The organism is Roseovarius halophilus (ex Wu et al. 2025) (genome assembly GCF_047086965.1).
Genome location: NZ_JBKOTX010000015.1, coordinates 18,967 through 41,002, shown reverse-complemented (window position 1 = coordinate 41,002; position 22,036 = coordinate 18,967). Strand labels below are relative to the sequence as shown.

The 22,036-nt window shown below is 65.9% G+C and carries 20 protein-coding genes and 2 pseudogenes; 9 read left to right on the top strand and 13 right to left on the bottom strand.

From position 1 onward, the window contains the following. Nucleotides 1-75 precede the first annotated feature (75 nt). Complete coding sequence (locus ACH107_RS05070) at nt 76-1,077, top strand: type I glyceraldehyde-3-phosphate dehydrogenase (protein WP_412504914.1); 1,002 nt, start codon at nt 76-78, stop codon at nt 1,075-1,077. A gap of 39 nt (nt 1,078-1,116) precedes the next feature. Here ACH107_RS05070 and ACH107_RS05065 read toward each other — a convergent pair whose 3' ends face one another. Together ACH107_RS05065 and puuE are read right to left on the bottom strand one after the other, a co-directional pair. After that, entirely contained in the window at nt 1,117-1,605 is a 489-nt protein-coding gene (locus ACH107_RS05065; protein WP_310690783.1) for an ureidoglycolate lyase, read from the bottom strand. Further along, entirely contained in the window at nt 1,602-3,014 is a 1,413-nt protein-coding gene (gene puuE / locus ACH107_RS05060) for an allantoinase PuuE (protein ID WP_310690784.1), read from the bottom strand. Before puuE ends, ACH107_RS05065 begins: the two co-directional genes overlap by 4 nt. 138 nt (nt 3,015-3,152) lie before the next feature. On the opposite strand from puuE, the gene uraH reads away from it, so the two are divergent. Continuing rightward, nucleotides 3,153-3,503 carry a hydroxyisourate hydrolase gene (gene uraH / locus ACH107_RS05055; RefSeq protein ID WP_412504928.1) on the top strand — a complete coding sequence of 117 codons (351 nt, stop codon included), beginning with the start codon at nt 3,153-3,155 and terminating at the stop codon, nt 3,501-3,503. 87 nt (nt 3,504-3,590) lie between these two features. On the opposite strand, the gene ACH107_RS05050 is transcribed toward uraH, so the two are convergent. Then, entirely contained in the window at nt 3,591-4,499 is a 909-nt protein-coding gene (locus ACH107_RS05050; RefSeq protein WP_310690785.1) for a LysR family transcriptional regulator, read from the bottom strand. Nucleotides 4,500-4,599: 100 nt separating this feature from the next. Between ACH107_RS05050 and ACH107_RS05045 the strand changes: the two genes are divergently transcribed. Then, on the top strand, nt 4,600-5,835 hold the full coding sequence (locus tag ACH107_RS05045) for a urate hydroxylase PuuD (RefSeq protein WP_412504913.1): 1,236 nt from the start codon (nt 4,600-4,602) through the stop codon (nt 5,833-5,835). 170 nt (nt 5,836-6,005) lie between these two features. Beyond that, complete coding sequence (locus ACH107_RS05040) at nt 6,006-7,010, top strand: GlxA family transcriptional regulator (protein WP_310690787.1); 1,005 nt, start codon at nt 6,006-6,008, stop codon at nt 7,008-7,010. 1 nt (nt 7,011) lies between these two features. Here the strand turns inward: ACH107_RS05040 and ACH107_RS05035 are convergent, their stop codons facing one another. From ACH107_RS05035 to ACH107_RS05000, 8 genes and pseudogenes are all read right to left on the bottom strand, one after another. Then, nucleotides 7,012-7,212 (bottom strand): hypothetical protein, encoded by a 201-nt coding sequence (locus ACH107_RS05035; protein ID WP_310690788.1) that lies wholly within the window; start codon nt 7,210-7,212, stop codon nt 7,012-7,014. 80 nt (nt 7,213-7,292) lie between these two features. Beyond that, the gene (gene phoB / locus ACH107_RS05030) at nt 7,293-7,985 is read right to left on the bottom strand and encodes a phosphate regulon transcriptional regulator PhoB (protein WP_310690789.1); all 693 of its coding nucleotides are present in this window, start codon (nt 7,983-7,985) and stop codon (nt 7,293-7,295) included. Between the two features lie 4 nt (nt 7,986-7,989). After that, nucleotides 7,990-8,700, bottom strand: a complete 711-nt coding sequence (gene phoU / locus ACH107_RS05025) for a phosphate signaling complex protein PhoU (RefSeq protein WP_310690790.1) — start codon at nt 8,698-8,700, stop codon at nt 7,990-7,992. 4 nt (nt 8,701-8,704) lie between these two features. Then, entirely contained in the window at nt 8,705-9,502 is a 798-nt protein-coding gene (gene pstB / locus ACH107_RS05020; RefSeq protein ID WP_310690791.1) for a phosphate ABC transporter ATP-binding protein PstB, read from the bottom strand. A gap of 14 nt (nt 9,503-9,516) precedes the next feature. Continuing rightward, nucleotides 9,517-10,314, bottom strand: a pseudogene (gene pstA, locus ACH107_RS05015) (phosphate ABC transporter permease PstA); the annotation flags it as partial. Nucleotides 10,315-10,827: 513 nt separating this feature from the next. Then, nucleotides 10,828-11,313 (bottom strand): annotated as a pseudogene (locus ACH107_RS05010) (DUF3333 domain-containing protein); the annotation flags it as partial. Between the two features lie 12 nt (nt 11,314-11,325). Further along, nucleotides 11,326-12,702, bottom strand: coding sequence for a phosphate ABC transporter permease subunit PstC (gene pstC, locus ACH107_RS05005; RefSeq protein WP_412504912.1), 1,377 nt, complete (start codon nt 12,700-12,702; stop codon nt 11,326-11,328). A gap of 102 nt (nt 12,703-12,804) precedes the next feature. Next, nucleotides 12,805-13,791: a substrate-binding domain-containing protein gene (locus ACH107_RS05000; protein WP_412504911.1), complete on the bottom strand. Its 987-nt coding sequence runs from the start codon at nt 13,789-13,791 to the stop codon at nt 12,805-12,807. Between the two features lie 20 nt (nt 13,792-13,811). On the opposite strand from ACH107_RS05000, the gene ACH107_RS04995 reads away from it, so the two are divergent. Then, nucleotides 13,812-13,973, top strand: a complete 162-nt coding sequence (locus tag ACH107_RS04995; RefSeq protein WP_412504910.1) for a hypothetical protein — start codon at nt 13,812-13,814, stop codon at nt 13,971-13,973. 138 nt (nt 13,974-14,111) lie between these two features. Next, complete coding sequence (gene argE / locus ACH107_RS04990) at nt 14,112-15,266, top strand: acetylornithine deacetylase (RefSeq protein WP_412504909.1); 1,155 nt, start codon at nt 14,112-14,114, stop codon at nt 15,264-15,266. Nucleotides 15,267-15,365: 99 nt separating this feature from the next. Here the strand turns inward: argE and cueR are convergent, their stop codons facing one another. Both cueR and ACH107_RS04980 read right to left on the bottom strand, forming a co-directional pair. Beyond that, the gene (cueR, locus tag ACH107_RS04985; RefSeq protein WP_310690795.1) at nt 15,366-15,752 is read right to left on the bottom strand and encodes a Cu(I)-responsive transcriptional regulator; all 387 of its coding nucleotides are present in this window, start codon (nt 15,750-15,752) and stop codon (nt 15,366-15,368) included. Continuing rightward, the gene (locus ACH107_RS04980; RefSeq protein ID WP_412504908.1) at nt 15,749-18,184 is read right to left on the bottom strand and encodes a heavy metal translocating P-type ATPase; all 2,436 of its coding nucleotides are present in this window, start codon (nt 18,182-18,184) and stop codon (nt 15,749-15,751) included. The genes cueR and ACH107_RS04980 overlap by 4 nt, the downstream gene beginning before the upstream one ends. Nucleotides 18,185-18,421: 237 nt before the next feature. Here ACH107_RS04980 and ACH107_RS04975 point away from each other — a divergent pair, with 237 nt between their 5' ends. The 3 genes from ACH107_RS04975 (at nt 18,422) to ACH107_RS04965 (ending at nt 21,987) form a co-directional block, all read left to right on the top strand. After that, nucleotides 18,422-19,813 (top strand): aspartate aminotransferase family protein, encoded by a 1,392-nt coding sequence (locus ACH107_RS04975; protein ID WP_310702735.1) that lies wholly within the window; start codon nt 18,422-18,424, stop codon nt 19,811-19,813. Nucleotides 19,814-19,987: 174 nt separating this feature from the next. Further along, nucleotides 19,988-20,923, top strand: a complete 936-nt coding sequence (locus ACH107_RS04970) for a phosphate acyltransferase (protein WP_412504907.1) — start codon at nt 19,988-19,990, stop codon at nt 20,921-20,923. Next, the gene (locus ACH107_RS04965; RefSeq protein WP_310690799.1) at nt 20,923-21,987 is read left to right on the top strand and encodes an acetate kinase; all 1,065 of its coding nucleotides are present in this window, start codon (nt 20,923-20,925) and stop codon (nt 21,985-21,987) included. The genes ACH107_RS04970 and ACH107_RS04965 overlap by 1 nt, the downstream gene beginning before the upstream one ends. Nucleotides 21,988-22,036: the final 49 nt, after the last annotated feature.

The window sequence follows — 22,036 nt, the reverse complement described above, 5'->3', positions numbered from 1 at the left end:
TTTCCGCTATGCACCACCTGCCGGTTGTGGCTCGGACACGGCCGGCTTTCGTGTCCCGTCAGGAGGGCCCTGCCCGTGTCTCGCCCCATCCGCGTCTTCATCAACGGCTTTGGCCGCATCGGGCGCAGCCTGTTTCGCCAGATCCTGACGACCCCGGCAGGGGCAGGTATCGAGATCGCGGGCGTCAACGACATCGCGCCGCTGGAAACATGCGCCTATCTGTTGCGCTACGACAGCGTCTATGGCCCCTTCCCGCAGCCAGTGGAGGCCGGACCGGGCTGGATACAGACGGGCGAAACGCGCCTGCCCTTCCACAATGAACCGGAGCTGCGCAAACTCGACCTGGCCGAGGTGGACGTGGTGCTGGAATGCACGGGCCGTGCCAAGGATCGTGACACGGCGCAGGCCGGGCTGCGGGCGGGCGCCACGCAGGTGTTGATCTCCGGGCCTTCGCCCGCCGCAGACTGTACCACCGTTCTGGGCGCGAACGAGGATGAGCCGGGCGAGGCCCGCATCGTATCCAATGCCTCTTGCACCACCAATGCCATCGCGCCGATGCTGCGGGCGCTGGACCAGGCCTTCGGGATCACCCGCGCCCATGTCACGACGGTGCATTGCTACACCGGCAGCCAGCCCACGGTGGACCAGCCCGGGGCCAACCTTGAGCGCAGCCGGGCGGCGGGTGTGTCCATGGTGCCCACGACCAGCAGCGCCATGGATCAGGTCACGGGGGTTCTGCCCCATTTCCGCGACCGGCTCAGCGTTGCCGCTGTCCGGGTTCCAACGATCTCGGTCTCGGCGTTGGATGCGGTGCTGCAACTGGATAGACCGCCCGAAGGCGACGCAAATATCGCCCTGACCGAGGCCCTGGCCGATCGGCGCCTCTTCGGAATGACCAACGACCCCTGCGTGTCCACCGATTTTCGAGGGCGGACGGAATCGCTGGTACTGGCCTTGCCGGAGACGCAGGTCATCGCCGGCGGACAGCTACGGCTGCTGGGCTGGTATGACAACGAATGGGGCTTTTCGGCGCGGATGCTGGACATGGCGCGCCGTATGGCCGCGCGCGAGATGTGACACCGGGCGCAATCCGGGCCGGTCGATCCGCGAAATTCGTCATGCGCGGATGACCTCGTATGCCTGATCGAACCAGTGCTCCTCGAGGTTTGGTCCGTCGCCGATGCGGTCGATCACCGCGAAAAGGCCCGGTGCAGCCAGCGGGGTCAGCACGCCGTGCCAGACCCCGCGGTGGTAATTCACGCCCTGGCCGGGCGCAGTTATGAAGGCCACCGGCGGGCCGGGATGGCCGCCCGCGTCTGGCGCGACGATCACCAGAAAGGCATCCATGCTCATCGGGATAAAGGACTGGCTGCCCTCGGGGTGACGCTCCATCATGTCGAGATGATAAGGCAGCGCGCGCGGCTGGGCCTTGAACAGGCTGATCCCCGCGCGACCCGCGCCAAAGTCCAGCCGGGCCCTGTCGTGATAGCGGCCGCAAAACCCTTGATTGATGATCTTGTCCGGCGCACCGGCCACGTCCAGCACATCGCCGAAGGGGGCGAAGGCCTCGGCTGTCAGCGGCTGGGGGCGGATGCGTTGGGTCATCCGCCCAGCTTCTCGATCAGGCGCAACTCGGCGATACGCTCGACCTGGCGGCAGGCTTCGGCAAACTCCGTCGCACGGTCGTTTTCCAGCCGCGCCCGGAAGGCCGCCATGATCGAGGCCTTGTCGTGATCCCGCACCGCGATGATGAAGGGAAAGCCGAACTTGGCAGTGTAGGCATCGTTAAGCCGCGTGAGGGTCTCGCGTTCGGCATCGGTCAGCGCATCCAGCCCGGCGCTGGCCTGCTCGGCCGTCGACTCGTCTGTCAGCCGCCGCGCCGCGGCCAGTTTGCCCGCAAGGTCCGGGTGCGCGGTCAGAACCCCAAGGCGCTTGTCCTCGGGGGCGGACCGGAACACGCGGGCCAGTGCATTGTGCACGCCCTGGGCGCTGTCGTGGGCGGGGCCAAGCTCCAGGTCCCAGGCGCCCTCGGCGATCCAGGGGCTGTGCTCGAAGACTCCACCGAACTGGGCCACGAAATCCGCCTTGTCCATCTGCGAGGGCCGTGGCAGGGCCTGCGGCGGATGCTGCCGCGCCCAGTGATCGGCGATCTGTTCGCGGGTGGCGAACCAGACACCGTCATGTTTGCGGATATGGTCCAGCACGCGGGCCAGTGCGGCAGCGCGGCCGGGGCGCCCGACAAGGCGGCAATGCAGCCCGATGGAAAGCATTTTGGGCGCACCCGCCTGCCCCTCGGCATAAAGATAGTCGAAACTGTCCTTGAGATAGCTTTCGAACTGCGCCCCGTTGGTGAACCCCGCCTGGATAGCAAAGCGCATGTCGTTGCAATCCATGGTGTAGGGCACGATCAGTTGGTCCTTGCCTCCGGCCTCTATCCAGTATGGCAGATCATCGGCATAGCTGTCGGCGATATAGGCAAAGTCGCCCTCTTGCGCGGCCAGGTCGATCGTGTGCATGGAACAGCGTCCGGTATACCAGCCGCGCGGGGCCTTGCCCGTCACCTCGCAATGCAGGCGGATCGCCTCGCGGATCTGGGCGCGCTCGTCGTCTGCATCCATGTCCTTGTGTTCGACCCATTTCAAGCCGTGGCTGGCGATTTCCCAGCCCGCCGCCTGCATCGCGGCCAGTTGCTGCGGCGCGCGGGCAAGGGCGGTGGCCACGCCGTAAACGGTGATCGGGGTCTGTCGCAGCAGGCGATGGATACGCCAGAACCCGGCCCGGCTGCCGTATTCATAGATCGATTCCATGTTCCAATGCCGCTGGCCCGGCCAGGGCTGGGCACCGGTGATCTCGGACAGGAAGGCCTCGGAGGCGGCATCGCCATGCAGGACGTTGTTCTCGCCGCCCTCCTCGAAATTCAGGACGATCTGAACGGCGATCTTCGCCCCGTCGGGCCAGTTCGGCTGCGGTGGCGTGGCCCCGTGGCCGGTCATGTCGCGTGGATAGCGTGCCAAGGCTGGCTCCCTTCTTTTGATCCCTCATATACGAGGAAATACCAGATGTTTTTCAAAAGCTCCAAGAAGGAGCTTCGGCTTGCCCTGCCCGCCCTGACGGGCGAGAAGCGGGACAGCCCAAAGGAAAAAGAGTGCGCCATGACCGGATACTTGACGACCCATGTCCTGGATACCGCCCGCGGCTGCCCGGCCGAAGGCCTGCGGATCGAGCTGTTTCGGCTGGACGGCGACCGCCGCCTGCTCAAGACACTGGTCACCAACGCGGACGGGCGCACGGATGAACAGATCCTGCCCGAAGAGGTCTTCAAGACAGGCGAATACGAACTGGTCTTTCAAGCGGGGGCATACCTGGATGCCATCGGCACGCCGCCCGAAAGCCCACGCTTCCTGGACGTGATCCCGATCCGCTTCGGCATGTCGGAGGCGGCGCATTACCACGTTCCACTGCTGCTCTCGCCGTTCGGGTATTCGACCTATCGGGGCAGTTAGCGGTCGGTTCGCTGCGCGCCCCCGGGCGGACATTGCGCCCAAGCCGCGCAATGCCCAGATTGGATGCCATCAGGACGGGCCGCCCACTTACGCGCCCGACACCGCCCTGGCGATGCGGTCGATCATGAATTCCATGAACAGCCGCGTCTTGGGGTCTTGCCGTCGCCGGTGGGTGAACAGGCAGGCCATCTGGATCGGCTCGGGCGGGGTCTGTTCCGCGACCGGCACCAGGCGACCGGCGGCAAGATGATCCGCGATCTCGAAGACGGGCTTCATGGCCACCCCCTGCCCGGCCAACGCCCAGTCGGTCAGCACGTCGCCATCATCGCATTCGTAGCGCCCCGAAACGCGAAACCGCTGCGGCCCCTCGGGCGTCGAAAGCCGCCACTGGAACTCCGTCGCGCCCGGAAACCGCAAGGACAGGCACTCGTGCCGTTCCTCGACCAGTTTGGTGCCGTTCGCGGGCTTGCCGCGCCGGGCGATATAGGCGGGCGCGGCGCAAAGCACACGAGCCACATCGGCGATCTTGCGGATGCGCAGGTTGCTGTCCTCGGGCTGGCCCAGGAAAAAGGCCAGGTCCAGCCCTTCGGTCGTCAGGTCCACCTTTCGGTCGGTCAGGCGCAGCCGCACGCTGACCTCGGGGTAGTCCGACAGGAAATCCGGCACCTGCGGCGCGATCAGCCGCCGCCCCACCCCCAGCGGCGCGGCGACATACAGAGACCCGCGCAGGTTCTCGGTGATATTGGCGATCTGCGCCTCGGCGCTTTCCACCGCCTCCAGGATCTCGGTCGCGCCACGATAGAAGGACTGCCCCTGTTCCGTTGGTGTCAGGCTGCGGGTCGTGCGCTGGAACAGACGCACGCCCAGGTGTTCCTCCAACTGCGAAATCCGCGAAGAGGTCACGGCAGGGGAGATCCGCAAATCCCGGCCCGCGGCGGACATGCTGCCCAACTCGTAGACACGGACAAATGTTCGGATATTGTCGAGATAGGACATTATTTTGTAATTTTTGATGCTGCTTGGGCTTTTCCGGCGATAGCAGAATAAATCAGGGGCGCCTAGACTTCGCTCGACGTCGAATCTTCAGGAGGCCCGCATGTACGACCTGGCAATCATCTGGGACTGGATCGCCTTTTCGGTACGCTGGCTGCATGTCATCACCGCGATGGCCTGGATCGGGGCCTCGTTCTATTTCATCGCGCTGGACCTGGCGCTCAGACCCGCCCCGGACATGCCCGAGGGCGCCGCGGGAGAGGAATGGGAGGTCCACGGCGGGGGCTTCTACCACACCACGAAATACATGGTGGCCCCGGCGCGGCTGCCCGAGCATCTGACCTGGCACAAATGGCAAAGCTACACGACCTGGCTGTCCGGTGCGGCGCTCCTGATGATCGTCTACTGGGTCGGCGGAGAACTCTACCTGCTGGACCCAACAAAGGCCGATCTGGCGCTCTGGCAGGGCATCGCCATCTCGGCGGCGTCGCTGACCATCGGCTGGATCGCCTACGATCAGCTGTGCAAGTCGCGGCTGGGCGAAAATCCGACGGTGCTGATGCTGATCCTCTTCGTGATCCTGGTGGTCATGTCCTGGGGCTATGACCAGATCTTTACCGGGCGCGCCGCACTGCTGCACCTGGGCGCCTTCACCGCCACGATCATGACCGCGAACGTCTTTTTCCAGATCATGCCGAACCAGCGCATCGTGGTTGCCGACCTCAAGGCCGGACGGACCCCGGATGCCAAGTACGGCAAGATCGCCAAGCTGCGTTCGACGCATAACAACTACCTGACGCTGCCGGTCATCTTCCTGATGCTGTCGAACCACTACCCGCTGGCCTTCGCCACCGAATTCAGCTGGCTGATCGCCAGCCTGATCTTTCTGACCGGCGTGACGATACGGCACTATTTCAACACCATGCACCGCACTGGCAAGGGGCCGCACTGGACCTGGTTCGTCACGGTGCTGTTGATGATCGTGATCGCCTGGCTGTCCACCTACCGCCCGGGCGAGACCCGGGAAGAGGCCGAGGCGCGGCCGCTGACAGAGCACGAGCAGCAATACGCCTCGGCCGAGGGCTTCGAGGAGGCCTATTTCGCGGTGGTGGGCAATTGCTCCATGTGCCATGCGCGCGATCCCGCCTGGGGCAACATGCACTGGGCGCCCAAGGGCGTTCACCTGGAAACGCGCGGAGACGTGGCGCGCCAGGCCGGGCAGATCTACCTGCAGGCCGGTATCAGCCACGCGATGCCCCCGTCCAATGCGATCCAGATGGATGATGCGGCGCGCCGCTCGATCGTCGCCTGGGTGCGCGAGGTGCGCGACGGCGGCTGAGGCAGGCCTTGTTTTGCCGGGGCTTTTCCGTGCTATGGCAGAACGTAGCGCAAACCCGGAGAAACCGCCGTGCCCCACCCACTGCTGACGCCAGACGACATCGCCCCCTGTCAGCGTGACGGCGCAATCGTCATGCGCGCGGACCAGCGCCGGTGGAAAGGGGATAGGCCATGACCATCCGACAGGCGCATGTGCCCGCGGGCGCCTTCACCTACCCGATCGAGACACCGCTGCCGACGCGCTGGTTCGGGTTCCTGTTGCTGCGCGAGTTCACGCTGCTGGCCTTCAGTTCCGCGCTGGACCCGCTGCGGGTGGCCAACCAGCTTGCCCAGCGGCCGCTTTACGGCTGGGTCGTGATGTCCGAAGACGGCAACCCGGTGCCTGCCTCATCGGGGGTCGAAATGGGTGTACATGGCGGGTTGGAGGCGCTGACCGACGACCTGGATCTATTCGTCTGTTCCGGCAACCGGGGCACCGAGGTCGCCTCGGAGGCCGTTCTTGCAGCGGTCCGGAAACATGCCCGTTTCGGTAGCCCGGTCGGCGGCATCTGCACCGGGGCCATGACCCTGGCGCGCGCCGGGCTGCTCGACAACAAGCGCTTTACCCTGCACTGGGAGAACCAGCCGGGGTTCCGCGAGGCCTATCCCGACCTCAGCCCCAGCCTGACCCGCTTCGAGGCGGACGGGCCTCTCCGCACCTGCAGCGGCGGTTCGGCCTCGACCGAGATGATGCTGTCCATCATCGCCGAGGACTACGGCGAGGCCTTCGCCGTCGCGGTGTCCGACATGTGCCTGAACGATCCCAACCAGAGGCCGGGGCGCGAGCAGCGCTCTTCGATCGCGCGGGCCATAGACAGCCGCAACCCCAAGCTGCTGCATGTTCTGCGCGCCATGTACGCCAATATCGAGGAGCCGCTCACGCTTGAAGAGCTTGCCGAGGGCGCGGGCGTGTCGCGCCGCCAGATGGAGCGGCAATTCACCCGGAGCCTGGGCGAGCCACCCGCCGCGATCTACCGCAACATCCGGCTGGACCGGGCGCATTCGCTGCTGGCCGAAACGGACATGAGCGTGATGGAGGTCGCGACAGCCGCCGGATTCAACTCGGTCTCGGTGCTGTCACGCCATTTCAAGCGGCGCTTTGGCATGACACCCTTTGGCAGACGCCGAAAGCCGTAGCTCAGCCCATGCGCCGCGGCGGGCGATCAAAGATGCCGCTGCGGTGCTCGGTGTCGTAGAACCAGCCACCCGGCCCGCAGATGTCATCGGGCAGCCAGGCTTCCATCCGCGGCAAAAGGCGGAACATCACCCACTCGAGGGCCAGCCAGGCAAGCAACGCAACGCCGGTGCCAAGCACGAAATTCCAGAAAAAGCCGGTCATCTGTCCCCCGGGACCACCACGATTCATCTTCACGAGCGAGTAAACCAGAGTTTCAAGACAACCGCGTGACAAAACCGGCGTCACCCCAGCGCATAGCCCGCCCCGCGCACCGTGCGCACGGGATCATCGCCACCGTGCTGGGTCAGGGCCTTGCGCAAGCGGCCGATGTGGACGTCAACGGTGCGGGTGTCGACATATATATCGCGGCCCCAGACCCGGTCCAGTAGCTGTTCGCGCGACCAGACACGACCCGGTTTCTCCATGAAGGTCGTCAAAAGACGGAACTCGGTCGGCCCCAGCTTGAGCAGCTTGTTGGACCGTTTGACGCGGTGAGTTTCACTGTCCAGCTCGATGTCGTCGAAGACAAGAATCTGCCCCACCGTGGCCGGGCGCACGCGCCGCAACTGCGTGCGGATCCGGGCCAGCAATTCGGACACGGAATAGGGCTTGACCACGTAGTCGTCCGCGCCCGTTTCCAGGCCGCGGACCTTGTCCACCTCCTCGGACCGGGCCGAAAGCATGATGATCGGCACGCCGCGCGTCTCTGGCCGGGTCTTGAGCTGCCGGCATACCTCTATCCCCGAGACATTGGGCAGCATCCAGTCCAGCACGATGACGTCCGGCATGTCCTCGTCCACCATAATGAGGGCCTGTTCCCCGTCCTCGGCCTTGGTGGTCCGGAACCCTTCGGCTTCAAGGTTGTAGCCAAGGACTTCGCGCTGTGCCAGTTCATCCTCGACCACAAGTACATGTGGCTGCGTGGAAGGGGACATGAGTCTATGTTTCGCCTGAAATGAAGGCCGTCTCGTCGCTCTTGGGGCGGTTGTCGTCGGGCATCTCGCCGGACACCATGTAGATCACCTGTTCGGCCATGTTGGTGACCAGATCGCCCATGCGTTCGACGTTCTTGGCGATGAAATGCAGGTGCATGCAGGCGGTGATGCTGCGCGGGTCCTCCATCATGAAGGTCAGGAACTCGCGGAACAGCGCGTTGTACATCTCGTCGACTTCCTCGTCACGCTGGCGCACGTCCTCGGCCAGTTCGGCGTCGCGGCGCACGTAGGCATCCAGCACGTCCTTGAGCATCCGCTGCACCTCCTTGGCCATGCGCTTGAGCGCCTTGTCCGGGCCGCTGATCGGGCGTTGATCGGCCAGGACCTCGGTGCGCTTGGCCAGATTGCGGGCATAGTCGCCGATGCGTTCGAGGCTGGCGGCGAGCTTGAGCACCGACAGCACGATCCGCAGGTCGCTGGACACCGGCGCGCGCAGCGCGATGGTGCGGGCCGCTTCCTCGTTGATGCGTTCTTCGAGATCGTCGATGGCCTTGTCGCCCTGGCGGATCTGTTCGGCCAGGTCGTTGTCCCGCGTCGTCACGGCCTTGGCCCCGTCGAGGATGGCCGCCTCGACAAGGCCGCCCATTTTGACCATCAGGGCCTGGATTGCCTCGAGATCGCGATCGAAGGCAGAGGAAATATGTTCCTGGTTCATTGTATCACCCGATACGCCCGGTGATGTAGCTTTCCGTGCGCTCATCCTGGGGATTGGTAAAGATTTTCCCGGTCTCGTCGTATTCCACGAGATCACCGAGGTGGAAGAAGGCGGTCTTCTGGCTGACCCGCGCGGCCTGTTGCATCGAGTGGGTCACGATGACCACGCAGTAGTTCTGGCGCAATTCGTCGATCAGTTCCTCGACCTGCGCCGTCGCGATGGGATCGAGCGCCGAACAGGGCTCGTCCATCAGCAGGACCTCGGGCTCGGTCGCGACGGCGCGGGCGATGCAAAGGCGCTGCTGCTGGCCGCCCGAAAGGCCGGTGCCGGGCGCGTCCAGGCGATCCTTGACCTCGTCCCAGATCGCACCGCGGCGCAGGGCCTTCTCGACGATTTCGTCAAGTTCGGCCTTGTTGCCGGCCATGCCGTGGATCTTGGGGCCATAAGCCACGTTGTCATAGATCGACTTCGGGAAGGGGTTCGGCTTCTGGAACACCATGCCGACCTTGGCGCGCAACTGGACAGGGTCCACCCGCCGGTCGTTGATGTCCTCGCCGTCCAGGCGGATATCGCCCTCGACGCGGCAGACCTCGATCGTGTCGTTCATACGGTTCAGACAGCGCAGGAAGGTCGACTTGCCGCAGCCCGACGGGCCGATGAAGGCGGTCACCGTCTTGTCCTCGATGTCGACACGCACGTCCTTGATGGCGTGATTGTCCCCGTAGTAGACCTGCACGTCGCGGGCCGAGATCTTGATGTCGTCCATATCAACCGCTCTCTCAATCAGTCTCATATCATTCATGGTCCGGGTCCCCTTTACCAGCGGCGTTCGAAGCGCTTGCGCAGGAAGATGGCAAGTGCGTTCATAACAACAAGGAAGGTGAGCAGCACGCAAATTGCCGCCGCGGTCTTGGCCTCGAAAGCCCGTTCCGGGAAATCGGACCAGCGGAAGACCTGCACCGGCAGGACCGTCGCGTTGTCCATAATGCCCGAAGGCACCTCGACGATGAAGGCCACCATGCCGATCAGCAGCAGCGGCGCGGTTTCGCCAAGCGCCGCGGCCATTCCGATGATCGTGCCGGTCAGGATGCCGGGCATCGCCAGCGGCAGCACATGGTGGAACACCGCCTGCACCTTCGAGGCCCCGACGCCTAGCGCGGCCTCGCGGATCGAAGGCGGCACGGCCCGCAGGGCGGCCCGCGAAGCGATGATGATCGTCGGCAGCGTCATCAAGGCCAGCACGATCCCGCCCACCAGCGGAGCCGACCGCGGCATCCCGAAGAAGCTGAGGAAGACCGCCAGCCCGAGCAGGCCGAAGACGATCGACGGAACCGCGGCAAGGTTGTTGATGTTCACCTCAATGAAGTCGGTGAAGCGATTCCGCGGCGCGAATTCCTGCAAGTAGATCGCGCCGAGCACCCCGACCGGGAAGGCCAGGCTGAAGGTGACGATCATGGTCCAGAACGAGCCCACGACCGCGCCCCAGATGCCCGCCAGTTCCGGCGCGCGACTGTCGGCGGCCGTGAAGAAGCGGGTGTTGAAGACCCGCTCGATCAGCCCTGCTTCATCGAGCGTTTCGGCCCAGGCGATCTGATGGTCGCTGAACGGGCGATTGCCCTCGGGCATCGCCAGGATATGGAACGACCAGGCTTCGCTGTCCTCGATCGGCAGGTCGACCTGGGTGAGCATCTCGCCCGTGCCGTCCGCCCTATTCACCTCGGTCAGACGCATCCATCCGCCGCCGGCCTTAATCAAGAGCGAGACGTTCTCGTCGTCGGCCTCTTCGGCGCCGCCGGCGCCGTTGGCGCGCGCCTCAAGCCCCTCAGCCTCGGCGATCAGGGCGTCGCGCCGCTCGCGTGCGAGGTCCTGATCGGCCAAATGCTCGCTGCGCTCTTCGTCGGTCTCGGCCGCCTCGGCCCGTTCACCGTAGACCCGGATCGCGTTTTCCTGGCGGCTGGCTTGCCGGCGCAGCCGGTCTGCATCTATGTAAAGCTGGGCCTTGACCTGGCGCAGGGCCTCGCTGAAGTCATTGGCGCTCGATGAAATGTCGAGGCTGCCGTCTTCACGTTCCGAAACCGAAAGCAGGCCGTTGATCGGCTGCCGGTCGAGCTGCCCATAGGCGCCCTGCTTGTAGAGGTCCAGCGTGTCGGACCCGATCAGCGGGAAGTTGATGCTCTGCCCAAGCAGATCCGGGTTGGCGGCAACATGTTCGGCCAGCTCGAAGTTGGCCCCGCCGGAGACGAGGTCGTGCAGCTCGCGCCGTTCCTGCCGCCCGGTGGCCAGGGGGAAGCGCTCTTCCAGGCCCCGTTCGATCAGGGCGTCGAAGTCGGCGCGGCGGATGACATCCGGGTCCGAACTTGCCGTGACCCCGAGAAACTCGGTGTCAAGCTGGATTTCCTTGTCGAAATAAGTGGAGAAGAGGGCGCCGCCGGCCTGGAACACGACGGTGGACAGCAGCGCGATCAGCGCCGCCGCCGCGATGCCGATGGCGGAAAGTCCGTAGATCTTCAACCGCAATTCGGCGCGGCGCCGCTTGCGCAGACGGTCCGACCCGGCGGCAAGGCTGCCGGGGCGGGGCGCGGCGTCGGGGCTATTGGAAGCGAGGTCAGCCATGTTCGGGTCCCGTCAGTCGTAGGCTTCGCGGAAGCGGGCAACCAGCCGCTGGGCGAGCATGTTCATCAGAAGTGTCATCACGAAGAGCGTGAAACCGAGCGTGAAGGCCGGGCCCGCGGCCGTCTTGGCATCCGTATCACCGGTGATCAGCGCGACGATTTGTACCGTCACGGTCGTCATAGCCTCCAGCGGGTTGCCGGTCAGGTTGGGCCCCTGGCCGGCGGCCATGACCACGATCATTGTTTCACCGATGGCCTTGCTGACGCCCAGCACGATCGCCGAGACGATCCCGGGCAAGGCGGCGGGCAGGACGACCTGCCGGATCGTTTCGGCCTTGGTCGCGCCAAGGCTGAGCGAGCCGTCGCGCAGGCTTTGGGGGACGGAGTTGATGACGTCGTCGCTCAGCGACGAGATGAAGGGAATGATCATGATCCCCATCACCATGCCGGCCGCAAGCGCGGATTCCGACGCGATCGGGACACCAATCGCCGCGCCGGCATCGCGCAGCAAGGGGGCAACGGTGATCACCGCGAAAAACCCGTAAACGACCGTCGGGATCCCGGCGAGCAGTTCCATCACCGGCTTGACCACGGCCCGCACCCGATGGTTGGCAAAATCCGACAGGTAGATCGCCGCGAACAAGCCAACCGGCACCGCGACGAGCATGGCGATCAGGGTAATCATCAGCGTGCCCGCGAAGAGCGGCACGATCCCGACCTTGTCGGCGTCCATCTCGCCCTCGAAGACACCTGACAGCGGGCTCCAGGTGGTCCCGAAGAGGAACTTGTGAAGCTGCCAGTCGATGGCGCCGAAAAACCGGACCGTCTCGAAGATCAGCGACAGCACGATCCCGATGGTGGTGAGAACGGCAACCGTTGCCATCACGGCCAGACCACGGCGAATAATGGTTTCCGCCCGGACCCGGGCGCGGGTCTCGATCGCGATGGCCCGGTAGGTCAACCAGGCCGCGGCGATTGCACCGCCGAGCGTTGCCAGGGTGACGACCCAAAGGAGTGTCCCATTCATCCAGGAAAACGCGGCGGCAATCTGCTCGCGCAGCGCATCGGTGCTCGACACGACGGCGCCCTGCGCAAGGCTTCTTGCGTCCGACAGGACCAGGTTCCAATCCAGGGGGCGATCGTTGGGCAACGCGTCACTGATCCGGCCCAGGAGGATTCTGTGGATCAGGGATTCGCCAACAACGGTCAGAATGATCAGCGCGCCCCAGCCTGCCAGCAAAACCCACATGGCGCTGTGCAACCCGTGGTGCTGCGGCCGGGAGTGCAGGCGCTGACCGGCTGCTGCCGAAAGCGCCATGGCGCGCTGGCGCGACGCGACATAGGCGACCGCGGCCGCGACTGGAACAAAGAGAAATAGGGCAAGGAACATGCGAGGACCCCAGTGTGACCCGCTCCGGCTGAGGATCGGGTCGCGCGTGATTGAAAATGCCGGGGGCGGCACACCGCCCCCGGCCTTGTCCGATCAATCGGATCAGTAGTTTTCGGTCGTCAGAGTCGGCAGTTCCTCGATGGCTTCGAGGTTTGCCTGCTGGGCATCCTCGGAAACCGGGATCAGGCCGACGTCAGCCAGGTAGCCGCCCGGGCCCTGTGCGCTGACGAATTCACGGGCGTATTCCTTGATGCCCGGGATGACGTCGACGTGGGCGTGCTTGATGTAGAAGAACATCGAGCGCGACACCGGATACTCGTCGGACGCGATGGCTTCGAAGGTCGGCTCGACACCGTCGATCACGACACCCTGCAGCGAGTCACGGTTCTGATCGAGGTTCGAGAAGCCGAAGATGCCAAGCGCATTTTCGTTGGCTTCGAGCTTGGAGACGATCAGGTTGTCGTTCTCACCAGCTTCGACGAAGGGGCCATCCTCACGGAGTTCCATGCCGGCACCGCCGCAGTCTTCGCCACCGGCTTCTTCACAGCCGACTTCCATGACCAGCTCTTCGAAGGAGTCACGGGTGCCGGAGGTCGGCGGGGGACCCTGAACTTCGATCTCGATGGCGGGAAGGGCCGGATCGATGTCGGACCACATGGCCGGCATCGGACCTTCGGCGGCCAGGGCTTCCCAGACCTGGGCCTTGGACAGGTCGAACTTCGGGCCGTCGGCGGAGTTGGCCATCACGAGACCGTCGTAGCCGACCAGAATCTCGGTGAACTCAACGCCGTTCTCGGCGCAGGTCTCGACCTCGGACAGCTTCACGCGACGCGAAGCGTTGGTGAGGTCGGGGTGCTCGACGCCAACGCCTTCGCAAAACAGCTTGAGGCCGCCGCCCGAACCGGTCGATTCGATGACCGGGGTGTCAAATTCGGTGGAGTTGCCGAACTCCTCGACGACGGCAGTGGCGAAGGGGAAAACGGTGGACGAGCCGACGATGCGGATCGTGCTGCGGTCTTGGGCAGCAACCGCAGTGGCCGAAACGGCAGCGATCGCCAAGGCAGAGGCGGTCATTTTTGCAAGCGACATGGGATACTCCTGATATTGTCTTGCAGACGATCAGCCGCGAGCCGACTGACCTTGGGGCGCAGGGCTACGGATTGCCGATGATGCTTATGCAACATTTATATGACGGTTTTGTAACAGATGCCGTGCCGCTGCCCCTGCGCCGAAGTTTTCCGGCGCGGCGCAACGGCGCATCACGGGGTTGACGCGATAGACATCGCCTAAAATTGTCGACCCGAGGGGCATCGACGGTCCGGCGTGGCCTCGCTCCGGCACAGCGCGCGAATCGTTGCCGGGCGCAGGCGGGATTGACGCGCCGCTCGTCCCGGTCCAACGCTTGTGACATGACCGATCTGACCACCTGTATCGACGAGTTGCGCAGGCTTGTCGGCTTTCCCACCGTTTCCGCGGACAGCAACCTCAGACTCATCCACCATGTTGCCGGTGTTCTGGAACACCATGGCGCGCGGGTGGAGGTGCAGCATGACGCCAGCGGGCAGAAGGCCAATCTGTTGGCCAGTTTCGGCCCCGACCGCGATGGTGGCATCGTCCTGTCCGGGCATACAGACGTCGTGCCGGTGGCCGACCAGCCCTGGACGACCGACCCCTTCGTACTGACCGAGGCCGAGGGGCGGCTTCACGGCCGGGGCACCTGCGACATGAAGGGCTTCATCGCCGCCTGCATCGCGCTGGCGCCACGATTCGCCGAGGCAGCGACGACCCGCCCGCTGCACATGGCCTTCACCTATGACGAGGAGGTGGGCTGCCTGGGCGGGCAGGCGCTCGTCGATCACCTGCGCGAAAAGGGCCTGCGCCCGGCCCTCGCCATCATCGGCGAGCCGACCGAGATGCGCGTGATCGAGGGGCACAAGGGCTGCTATGAATACACCACGCGTTTCACCGGGCTGGAGGGGCACGGATCATCGCCCGATCTGGGCGTCAACGCGGTGGACTACGCAGTGCGCTACGTCACCCGTCTGATCGAACTGTCCGACCGCCTGCGCGAGCGGGCGCCCGAAGGATCGAAGTTCGACCCGCCCTGGTCCACGATCAACACAGGGGCCCTGCATGGCGGCATCGCCCATAACGTGATCCCCGGCACGGCCGAAGTGGAATGGGAAATGCGCCCGGTTCAGCAATCCGACGCGGCTTTCGTGAAAGCTGACCTGGCCGCCTATGTCGCGGAAACGCTCTTGCCCGCCATGCGGAAGGTGGACCCGCGCGCGCGGATCGAGACCGAGACAATCGCCGAGGTCGACGGCCTTGAGCCCATGGACGACAACGCGGCGCGCGATCTGTGCATGGAACTTACCGGGGCCAACGGCTGCGGGCTGGTTCCCTTCGGCACCGAGGCGGGATTGTTCCAGAAGCTGGGCTGTTCGGCGGTGGTCTGCGGGCCGGGGTCCATCGCCCAGGCGCACAAGCCTGACGAATATGTCGCGGTGGACCAGTTGGAAGCCTGCCTCGGGATGCTGACCCGGCTGACGCGCAAGCTGTGAGGGCGGTTGGGGGCTCTGCCCCCGTCGGTCTGCGGCCGCCCCCCGCGGTATTTCAAACCCGAAGACTCCGAAGCGGATAAACTTGAATTTTCGGCAAGATCAGCCTGCTTCCAACCGGTTCAGGATCGGGCAATCGGGGCGGTCGTCGCCGTGGCAGGCGGCGACGAGGTCCGACAGGGTGGCGCGCATTTCCTCCAGCCCGGCAATCTTTTCCTCGATCTCGGCCAGGTGGGCCTTGGCGATGGCCCGGACATCGCCGCTGGCGCGGTCGCGATCCTCCCACAGGGCCAGCAGCCCGCGGCAGTCCTCGATGGAAAACCCAAGGCCCCGGGCCTGCGCGAGAAAGGCCAGCTTGTGCACATGGGTGCGCTCGAAGATGCGATAGCCATTCTCGGCCCGGTCCGCGGTGACCAGGCCGATGTCCTCGTAGTAGCGGATCGTCTTCGCGGGCAGGCCGGTGCGGGTGGCAACCTCCTTGATGTTCATGACTGGGCCTCGATCCTGACGCGGCGCAGACGCAGGGCATTGGTGACGACCAGTACCGAAGACAGCGCCATGGCCCCGGCGGCCAGTTGCGGCGACAGCAGCGGCCCGCCGAAAATGTAGAGCAGGCCCGCCGCAACGGGGATCAGCAACACGTTGTAGCCAAAGGCCCAGCCGAGGTTCTGCCAGATGTTGCGCAGGGTGCGGCGGCTGATCTCGACCGCCTCGGCCACGCCGCCCGGGTTGCCCGAGACAAGCACGACATCGGCGCTTTCCACGGCCACATCTGTGCCCGAGCCCATGGCGATGCCGATATCGGCGGCCGCCAGCGCGGGTGCATCGTTGATCCCGTCACCGACGAAGGCCAGCTTGCGGCCCCCGTCCTGCAGGGCGCGGACGGCCTCGACCTTGCCGTCGGGCAGGACACCGGCAACGACATGGTCGATGCCCAGTTCGCGGGCGATGGCATTGGCGGCCGCCTCGCTGTCACCCGAGATCAGGGCGATTTGTACGCCCCGGGCATGAAGCGCGTCAATGGTGGCCTTGGCCGTCGGCTTGAGCGTATCGGCCAGGCCGAGCACTCCGGCGGGCGCACCGTCGATGGCGACCATGACCACGGTGCGGCCCTGATCGGCCAGGGCCGCGGCCTGCGCGGTCAGATCGCTGGCGTCCACGCCGGCCTGCTCCAGCATCCGGGCATTGCCGATGGCGACGGACCGGCCCTCCACCGTGCCGGACAGCCCGAGCCCCGGCACCGCCTGCACGTCACTGGCCTGGGGCAGCGTCAATCCGCGCGCCTTGGCCGCGGCCACGATGGCCCCGGCGAGCGGGTGGTCCGAGGCGGATTCGATGGCTGCGACCATGGCAAGGAAATCGTCCTCGTCCCCCTGGCTGGCAACATCGGTCACCTGCGGCGCGCCCTTGGTCAGGGTGCCCGTCTTGTCGAAGGCCACCACCTCCACCGATTGGAGCGATTGCAGAGCGTCACCGCGCCGGAAGAGCACGCCCAGATCGGCCGCACGCCCGGTGCCGACCATGATCGACATGGGCGTGGCCAGCCCCATGGCGCAGGGGCAGGCGATGATCAGGACCGAGACACCCGATACCAGCGCGAAGGGCAAGGCCGGCGCCGGGCCGAAAGCCAGCCAGAGCGCGATGGTCACAAGCGCCACACCCATGACGGCCGGTACGAACCACGCCGTGACGCGGTTGACCAGGTCCTGCACCGGCAGGCGGGTGCCCTGAGCCTCTTCCACCATCTCGATGATTCGGGCCAGCATGGTGTCAGCGCCAACGGCGGTCGCGCGCATCACCAGCGCGCCGTTGCCGTTGACGGTGCCGGCGACGAGCGCGGTGCCCGCGGTCTTTTCCACCGCGACGGGCTCGCCCGTCACCATGCTTTCGTCGACGAAGGAGTCGCCGTCGAGGACCTCGCCATCGACGGGGATGCGATCCCCGGGGCGCAGGTGCACGCGGTCGCCGCGCACGATCTCGTCGACGGGCACCTCGCGGACCGCGCCGTCGCGGTCGACGCGGGCGGTGTCGGGGCGCAGCCCCACCAGCCGTTTGATCGCCGCGCCGGTGCGGCCCTTCGCACGCGCCTCGAGCCAGCGGCCCAGCAGGATCAGCGTGACGATCACCGCGGCGGCCTCGAAATAGACGGCCACCGTACCCTCGGGCAGCCACTGGGGCCGGAAGGTTGCAACGCTCGAGAAAGCCCAGGCCGCGCCCGTGCCGAGGGCCACGAGCGAATTCATGTCCGGCGCCGCGCGCCTGAGCGCGGGAATGCCCTTGGCAAAGAACATCCGCCCCGGACCCGCCAGAACCAGCGTGGCCAGCACGAACTGGATCATCCAACTGCCCTGCATCCCTACGGTATTGGCGATGACCTGATGAAACGACGGGACGGCATGGCCCCCCATCTCGACGACAAAGATCGGCAGGGTCAGCAGCGCCGACAGCAGGAGGGACCGGCGCAGGTGCCGGATCTCGGTGCCGACGGTGTCTTCCGCGGTGGTACCGGTCTGCACCGGACGCGCCTCGTAGCCGACAGACTTGACCGCCTCGATCAGCGGGCCGGTATCTTTGTCCAGCGTCGTGACCGAGGCCACACCGTCGGCCAGGTTCACGGTCACCGCCGTGACCCCGGGCACCTTTTCCAGCGCGGATTCAACGCGCGCCACGCAAGAGGCGCAGGTCATCCCGGCGATCTCCAGCCGCTGCCGGTGCGGTACCGCTGGATAGCCCGCGGCGTTGAGCGCACTGCTGATGCTGCGGGCGTCGCCGCCCTCCAGCGCCACGCGCGCCGATTTGGTGGCCAGGTTGATCTCGGCCCCCGAAACCCCCGAGACCGAATTGATGGCCTTCTCGGCCCGGCCCACGCAGCCTGCGCAGCTCAGCCCGTCGATCTCGAAATCCAGTCGTTGAACGGTCATGTTTGTCCCCTTTTGCCAGCGGACATAAGGGTTCCAGCTATAGGAAGGTCAAGCCCCCGATAGCAGAAACATTGCCTGTCGCCCGCTGCCGCGTCGGGCGAGGGTCCCCAGGTCGCGCCCCGATACCCCCTGACCACCTTGACCCGCCCCCCGCGCGGCGCGCAGATTGCGCGGAATGCCCCAGGCCGCCGCGCACCCGCGGGATGGCCCCGCACAGACCCTGAAAGGCACCAGATCATGGACGGTACGCTCAGCCCCAACGACATCTCCCGCGTGGTCGAGGCCGACCGCGCCAACGTCTGGCACCACCTGGTGCAGCACAAACCTTTCGAGACCGGCGCGCCACGCATCATCATCGAAGGCAAGGGCATGCGCGTCTGGGACCAGGCCGGCAAGGAACATATCGACGGTGTCTCGGGCGGGGTCTGGACGGTGAACGTGGGCTATGGGCGGGAACGGATCGCCAATGCGGTGCGCGACCAGCTGATCCAGCTGCCCTATTTCGCGGGGGCCGCCGGATCGGTGCCCGGTGCGCTGTTCGCGGAGAAACTGATCGAGAAGATGCCGGGCTTGAGCCGGGTCTACTACACGAACTCCGGATCGGAGGCGAACGAGAAGGCCTTCAAGATGGTTCGCCAGATCGCCCACAAGCGCCACGGCGGGCGCAAGCACAAGATCCTCTATCGCGACCGCGATTATCACGGCACCACGATCGGCTGCCTCTCGGCCGGTGGACAGGACGAACGCAACGCGCAGTACGGCCCCTTCGCGCCGGGCTTCGTGCGGGTGCCGCATTGCTTGGAATACCGCAAGCACGAACAGGAGGGCGCGCCACAGGAGAACTACGGCGAATGGGCCGCCGACCAGATCGAGCAGGTGATCCTGCGCGAAGGCCCGGACACCATCGGCGCGCTCTGCCTCGAACCGGTCACGGCCGGGGGCGGCGTGATCGTCCCGCCCGAGGGCTATTGGCCGCGTGTGCAGGAGATCTGCCGCAAGTACGATATCCTGCTGCATATCGACGAGGTCGTCTGCGGCGTGGGCCGCACCGGCACCTGGTTCGGCTACCAGCATTACGGGATCGAACCGGATTTCGTCACCATGGCCAAGGGCGTAGCCTCGGGCTATGCCGCCATCGCCTGCTGCGTGACCTCGGAACGGGTCTTCGAGATGTTCAAGGACGATGAAAGCGATCCGATGAACTATTTCCGCGACATCTCGACCTTCGGCGGCTGCACCGCCGGCCCGGCGGCCGCGATGGAGAACATGGCCATCATCGAGGACGAGGACCTGCTGGCGAACACCACCGAAATGGGTGACTACATGCTGGATCAGCTGCGGGCCCTGGCCGAGCGCCACGCGGTCATTGGCGAGGTGCGCGGCAAGGGGCTGTTTCTGGGCGCGGAACTGGTGGCCGACCGCGACAGCCGCGATCCGGTGGACGAACGGCAGGCCGCTCAGGTCGTCGGTGCGTGCAACGCGCAGGGCGTCATTATCGGCGTCACCAACCGCTCGATCCCCGGGCGCAACAACACGCTGTGCTTCTCGCCCGCACTGATTGCCACGCGCGACGACATCGACCGGATCGTCGCGGCCACCGATGCCGCGCTAACGCGCGTTTTCGGATAAGAGGTCCGGTGCGCTCATGATGAAAGATACAACCCGATGCCCAAGGGGGGCGCGTGGTCCGCGCGTCAACCTGCAAGAAAATCACCTGACGCCCCGTGGGCCATGATCCCTGTCATTGACCGGTGATCCGGCAGCGCGAAAGTGGCACCTGGTACATTTCACGACGGAGCCACCATGACTGCCCCTTACCCCTTCCTGTCCACGGCCAAACCGCGGACGCCGCGGCGTCTGCTGGATCAAGCCCGGGGTCTGCCCCGCCCCCGGGTGGCGCTGGTCAACGCCGGCGCGGCCCACCCGCTGGGCGGGATACGCGAGGCCGCCGACGCCGGGCTGGCCGAGCCGATCCTTGTCGGCGACCGCCCCAAGATTGAGGCCGCCGCCAAGGAAATCGGCTATGACATAAGCGGCTTGCGCCTGATCCATGCCCCCCACGCCGAGGCCAGCACACGCGCCGCAGACCTGGCGCGCAATGGCGAGGTTGATGCCATCATGAAGGGGCAGGTCCATACCTCGACCTTTCTCAAGGGCCTTTTGCCCGCTGCGGCCGGGCTGCGCGCGCCGGGCAGCCGCTGCGGTCATGTGTTCCACATCACCGCGCCGCACAGCGACCGGCCGCTGCTGCTGACCGATGCGGCCCTGAACGTGGACCCGGACCTGGAGACGCGCCAGGCCTGCCTGTCGCACGCCGTCCGCCTGTCGCAACTGCTGGGGGTGGCCCGGCCCCATGCCGCGCTTCTGGCCCCGACCGAGGATCCGATCCCGTCGGTCGCCAACACCATGGAAAGCGCGGCCATCGCCACCTGGGCGCGCGATCACCTGCCCCTGGCGGATGTGGCCGGGCCGATGGCGATGGACCTGATCCTGTCGAAAGAGGCCGCGCGGATCAAAGGCTATGACAGCCCCGTGGTAGGCGATGCAGATATTATATTGACGCCCAACATCACGACCGGCAACGCCGTCTTCAAGCTGATGGTGCTGGGCATGGGCTGCTGCGCGGGTGGACTTGTGATGGGGGCCAGGGTCCCGATCCTGCTGACCTCGCGCAGCCAGTCGGCCCCGGCACGGCTGGCCTCGGCGGCGCTTGGAATGATCGTGGCAGGGGCGGCGTGATGCTGCTGGTACTCAATACCGGGTCATCCTCGATCAAGCTGTCTCTGTTCCGCTCGGACCTGACAGAGGTGCTTGAGGGGGCCGTGTCGGGCATCGGCGGGGCGGCGCAGCTCGCCCTTGGCGACGTCAGACAGCAGCGGCGCATCGCGACCCATGCCGAAGGGATCACGGCCATTCTCGAGGCCCTTGCGGACCACGGCATCGCCGCCGCCGACCTGACCGCCGCGGCGCACCGGGTTGTCCATGGCGGCACCGCGCTTACCGCGCCAGCCCGGCTGGACGCGGCCGCCATCGCCGCGATCGAGGCCAATATCCCGCTTGCCCCGCTACACAACCCGCCGGCGCTGGCAGGCTTCCACGCCGTTTCCCAGGCCCTACCCGATTTGCCGCAATACGCCAGTTTCGACACGGCCTTTCACGCGGACCAGCCGGCGCTGGCAACGGCCTATGCTATCCCCGAGCATTGGCGCGGCGAGGGGCTGCGCCGCTACGGGTTCCACGGCCTGTCCTATGCGGGGATGGTGGCGCAATTCGGCGACGCCTTGCCGCATCGCCTTCTAGCCCTGCACCTTGGCGCGGGTGTCAGCCTGTGCGCCATCCGCGACGGCAAATCCCTCGCCACCTCGATGGGCTATTCCCCGCTGTCTGGCCCCACCATGGCGACCCGGTCCGGCGATATCGACGGCATGGCCGTGCTGCGGATGGCCGAGGAAATCGGGATCGACGCGACCGGCCACCTGCTCAACAAGCACAGCGGTCTTGCAGCGCTTGGCGGCACCTCCGACATGCGCCAGCTGCTGTCCGAGGACAGTGACCGCGCGCGTTTCGCAGTGGACCACTTCACCTGGACCGTCACACACCAGGCGGGTGCGCTGATCGCAAACATGGGCGGGGTCGATGCCGTGGCCTTCACCGGCGGGATCGGCGAGAATTCGAAGGAGATTCGCCAGCGGATCATGGACCGCCTCGCCTGGCTCGGCCCCCTGCCCGTCCATGTGATCCTCGCCGAGGAAGAGCGCCAGATCGCCCGCGATGCGCTGGCCCTGATCCAGAAGGAGACATGAAATCGCAGGCAACGTCCCGCATCCCGAGGGTGAATTTGAAGGCCCGCAC